Source organism: Pseudomonas sp. (assembly GCF_049645325.1).
GTDB lineage: Bacteria > Pseudomonadota > Gammaproteobacteria > Pseudomonadales > Pseudomonadaceae > Aquipseudomonas.
Map to the genome: position 1 here is coordinate 1 of NZ_JBARTQ010000210.1, position 4,929 is coordinate 4,929.

4 protein-coding genes are annotated in these 4,929 nt (G+C 63.3%); all 4 read left to right on the forward strand.

From position 1 onward, the window contains the following. Positions 1–166: 166 nt before the first annotated feature. Positions 167–1,489: an MFS transporter gene (locus tag WBB95_RS09140; RefSeq protein ID WP_424487292.1), complete on the forward strand. Its 1,323-nt coding sequence runs from the start codon at positions 167–169 to the stop codon at positions 1,487–1,489. 15 nt (positions 1,490–1,504) lie between these two features. Then, positions 1,505–2,497: an AraD1 family protein gene (gene araD1 / locus WBB95_RS09145; protein ID WP_424487293.1), complete on the forward strand. Its 993-nt coding sequence runs from the start codon at positions 1,505–1,507 to the stop codon at positions 2,495–2,497. 10 nt (positions 2,498–2,507) lie between these two features. Next, a complete protein-coding gene (locus WBB95_RS09150; RefSeq protein WP_424487294.1) occupies positions 2,508–4,088 on the forward strand; it encodes an aldehyde dehydrogenase (NADP(+)) in 1,581 nt (526 codons plus the stop codon). 37 nt (positions 4,089–4,125) lie between these two features. Next, a partial coding sequence (locus tag WBB95_RS09155; RefSeq protein WP_424487295.1) for an SMP-30/gluconolactonase/LRE family protein occupies positions 4,126–4,929 on the forward strand: 804 nt, incomplete at its 3' end.

Sequence of the window (4,929 nt, forward strand, 5' to 3'; positions counted from 1 at the left end):
GTTCTATCATGGTCTAAACATAAGCGCAAAATCACAGCTTTGGAAGTGTTGTCTTGTAAATAGTCATACTATATAGTCGGGCTTAACTGAGGTATGGCCCTGGCGGATTTTCGCGAGAGGCGTCCCCCCGAGCTTCTATAAAAACAACAATCGGAGATCGACCCCCATGAGCCAGGAACTGCGGCTTATTCGGCGCATCACGCTGAAACTGATTCCCTTCCTGATCCTGCTGTACCTGGTTGCCTACGTGGACCGCTCGGCGGTGGGCTTTGCCAAGCTGCACATGGGCGCCGACGTCGGCATCGGCGATGCCGCGTATGGCTTGGGCGCGGGGTTGTTCTTCATTGGCTATTTCCTGTTCGAGATCCCCAGCAACCTGATGCTCGACCGTTTCGGCGCGCGGCGCTGGTTCGCGCGGATCATGCTGACCTGGGGCGCCATCACCATTGGCATGGCGTTCGTGCAGGGCCCGCACAGCTTCTACGTGATGCGCTTTCTGCTCGGCGCGGCGGAAGCCGGTTTCTTCCCGGGCGTTCTCTACTACATCACCCAATGGTTCCCGGTGCGCCATCGCGGCAAGATCCTCGGGCTGTTCATCCTGTCTCAACCGATCGCGATGATGATCACCGGCCCGGTGTCCGGTGGCTTGCTGGGCATGGACGGCATTCTTGGGCTGCACGGCTGGCAGTGGCTGTTCATTGTGATTGGCACCCCGGCGCTCTTGCTGACCTGGCCGGTGCTGCGCTTCCTGCCGGATGGCCCCAAGCAAGTCAGCTGGATGAGCGAGGACGAAAAAACCTGGCTCAGCGGCGAACTGAACAAAGACCTGCAAGCCTATGGCCAGACCCGCCACGGCAACCCGCTGCACGCCCTCAAAGACACGCGGGTGTTACTGCTGGCGCTGTTTTATCTGCCGGTGACCCTGAGCATCTACGGCCTGGGCCTGTGGCTGCCGACCCTGATCAAACAGTTCGGCGGCAGTGACCTGGTCACCGGTTTTGTCTCGGCGGTGCCGTACATCTTCGGGATCATCGGGCTGCTGATCATCCCGCGCAGCTCCGACCGCTTGAATGACCGTTACGGCCACCTCGCCGTGCTCTACGTGCTCGGCGCCATCGGCCTGTTCTTCAGCGCCTGGCTGAATGTGCCGGTGCTGCAAATGGCGGCGCTGTGCCTGGCGGCGTTCGCGCTGTTTTCCTGCACGGCGGTGTTCTGGACCTTGCCGGGGCGGTTTTTTGCCGGTGCCAGTGCCGCCGCAGGTATTGCCTTGATCAACTCAGTGGGCAACCTCGGCGGTTATATCGGCCCGTTCGTGATCGGTGCGCTCAAGGAATACACCGGCAATCTGGCCTCAGGCTTGTACTTCTTGTCGGCGGTGATGGTGTTTGGCCTGCTGCTCACTGGCGTGGTTTACCGCCTGCTGGAGCGCAAGCATGTGCTGCCCGCCGATCAATTCGCCGCCAGCGCCCGTGGCGCTACACGCACTTAATTCAGGAGATATGGCATGCGTTTAGTTCAGTTCGAGTTACGTAATGGCGAGCGCCGCGTCGGCGTGGTCGAAGGCACTAAACTGCGCGAAGTGCAAACTACCCGCAGCGTGCGCGAGCTGGCGCTGGCCGCCATCGAAGCCGGTGTGGGCCTGGCGCAACAGGTGAATAGCCTGGGCCTGGGCGACAGCTACGATTACGCGGCACTGTTGGCCGACCTGAAAATCCTGCCGCCACTCGACCACCCAGACCCGGCACACATGCTGATCAGCGGTACCGGCCTGACGCACTTGGGCAGCGCTTCGGCGCGCGACAAGATGCATCAGCAGGCCGGTGACGACAGCGCGATGACCGACACCATGCGCATCTTCAAGTGGGGCGTGGAAGGCGGCAAACCGGCGGCCGGCCAGGCAGGCGTGCAGCCGGAGTGGTTCTACAAAGGCGACGGCAGCATCGTCGTGCGCCCGGGCGCGGCCTTTCCGGTCCCACCGTTTGCCGACGACGCCGGTGAAGAGCCGGAGATCGGCGGCCTTTACGTGATCGGCCCCGACAGCAAACCTTATCGCCTGGGCTTTGCGGTGGGTAACGAGTTCTCCGACCACATCATGGAACGCAAGAATTACCTGTACCTGGCCCACTCCAAACTGCGCAGTTGCAGCTATGGCCCCGAGTTGCGCGTGGGCGAATTGCCCGAGCACCTGGCGGGCACCAGCCGCATCCTGCGCAATGGCGAGGAAATCTGGCGGAACGAATTCCTCAGCGGCGAGGCCAATATGTGCCACAGCCTGGAAAACCTCGAATACCACCATTTCAAATACAGTCAGTTCCTCAAGCCGGGCGATGTGCATATTCACTTTTTCGGCACCGCCACCCTGTCATTCGCCGACGGTATACGTACCCGGCCGGGGGATGTGTTCGAGATCAGCCAGGCTGACTTCGGCGCGCCGCTGGTCAACAGTGTCGGCACGGCTGACGCGGTGTTTGAACCCGGCGCTGTCATCACGCTTTAAGGAGACCACCATGACTCAGTTTCTCGGCCACAACTACATCGGCGGCCAGCGCAGCGCCAACGGCAGCGTCACCCTTGAGAGTGTCGACGCCAGCACCGGCGAAGCCTTGCCCCAGGCCTTCTACCAGGCCACGCCGGAGGAGGTCGACGCCGCCGCCAAGGCAGCCGCAGCAGCTTACCCGGCCTACCGTGCGTTGAGTGCCGCGCGCCGCGCGCAGTTCCTGGATGCGGTGGCCGATGAGCTGGACGCGCTGGGGGATGATTTCGTCGCGCTGGTGTGCCGCGAAACCGCGTTGCCTGCGGCGCGCATCAAAGGCGAGCGCGGGCGTACCAGCGGCCAGATGCGCCTGTTCGCCACCGTGCTGCGCCGGGGTGATTTCTACGGCGCGCGCATCGACAAGGCATTGCCCGATCGCCAACCGCTGCCGCGTCCGGACCTGCGCCAATACCGCATTGGCCTCGGCCCCGTGGCGGTGTTTGGCGCCAGCAATTTCCCCCTGGCATTTTCCACCGCGGGCGGCGATACAGCAGCGGCGTTTGCGGCAGGTTGCCCGGTGGTGTTCAAGGCCCACAGCGGGCACATGGCGACCGCCGAGTGCGTTGCCGATGCAATCATTCGTGCAGCGGAAGCGACCGAAATGCCGGCGGGCGTGTTCAACATGATTTTCGGCGGTGGCGTCGGCGAGGCGCTGGTCAAGCACCCGGCGATCCAGGCCGTGGGTTTCACCGGCTCGCTCAAAGGTGGCCGCGCCCTGTGTGACATGGCCGCCGCACGTGCGCAGCCGATTCCGGTGTTCGCCGAAATGTCGAGCATCAACCCGGTGATTGTGCTGCCTCAGGCCCTGCAGGCACGGGCCGAAAGCATCGCCCGCGACCTCACCGCTTCGGTGGTGCAAGGCTGCGGCCAGTTTTGCACCAACCCCGGTTTGGTGATCGGTATCGCGTCGCCTGAATTCAGCGCCTTCACCCAGCAGGTCGCGCAACTGATCGGCGATCAACCGGCGCAAACCATGCTCAACGCCGGCACTTTGAGCAGTTACGGTAAAGGCCTGGAGAAACTCCTGGCTCACCCGGGCGTTCAACATCTAGCGGGTAATGCCCAAGCCGGCAATCAGGCGCAGCCGCAGTTGTTCAAGGCCGATGTCAGCTTGCTGATCGACGGTGATGAAGTGCTGCAGGAAGAAGTGTTCGGCCCCACCACCGTGTTTGTCGAAGTGGCCGATCAGGCGCAGCTCAGCGCCGCCTTGCACGGGCTGCACGGGCAACTCACGGCGACCGTCATTGGCGAGTCGGCGGACTTTGAACAGTTCGCCGAACTGACGCCGCTGCTGGAGCAAAAAGTCGGGCGCATCCTGCTCAACGGCTACCCGACCGGTGTGGAAGTCTGCGATTCGATGGTCCACGGCGGGCCTTATCCCGCCACATCGGACGCGCGCGGCACGTCGGTCGGCACGCTGGCCATCGACCGCTTCCTGCGCCCCGTGTGCTTCCAGAATTACCCTGATAGCCTGCTGCCCGACGCGTTGAAAAACGCCAACCCGTTGCGTATCCAACGGCTGGTGGATGGCACGCCATCCCGCGACCCGCTGTAACGCGCACCTGAGAAAAAATAACAATCCAGGAGGCTACATGTCGTGTATCGCTGTTACCCCGCACCGCGCGCAATTGGGCGAAGGGCCGTTCTGGGACGTGCCGACCCAGGCGCTGTACTGGGTCAATATCGTCGGCAAACAGGCGCTGCGCCTGATGGACGGGCAGCTGCAGGTCTGGCAGTTGCCGGAGCATGTCTCGGCCTTTATCCCGTGTGAAAGCGGCGATGCGCTGGTGACCTTGAGCAGTGGTGTGTATCGGCTCGACCTTGCCACCGAAGCCCTGACCCTGCTGTGCGTGGCCGACCCGCAACCGGGCAACCGTGGCAATGAAGCGCGCTGCGATGCCATGGGCCGCCTGTGGTTGGGCACCATGCAAAACAACATCGGCGAGGGGGGTGAAGACCTGCCGATCACACGGCGTTCCGGCGGGCTGTTTCGCATTGATGCCGATGCGCAGGTCACGCCGCTGCTCAGTGGCTTGGGCATTCCCAATACCTTGCTCTGGAACGACGACGGCACCCAGGTGCATTTCGGCGACAGCATGGACGCTACCTTGTACCGGCACACGATCCAGCCGGACGGCCAGCTCGACCCGGCCCAGGTGTGGTTCGGGCCGCATGCACGCGGCGGGCCGGACGGCTCGGCGATGGACGCCGAAGGCTGTCTCTGGAACGCGCGCTGGGACGGCAGCTGCCTGCTGCGCCTGACGCCCGAAGGCGAGGTGGACCGCATCATCGAATTGCCCGTGAGCCGCCCCACCAGTTGCGTTTTCGGTGGCCCGAACCTCACCACCCTCTATATCACCAGCGCCGCCAGCCCATTGGATCACCCCCTGGATGGC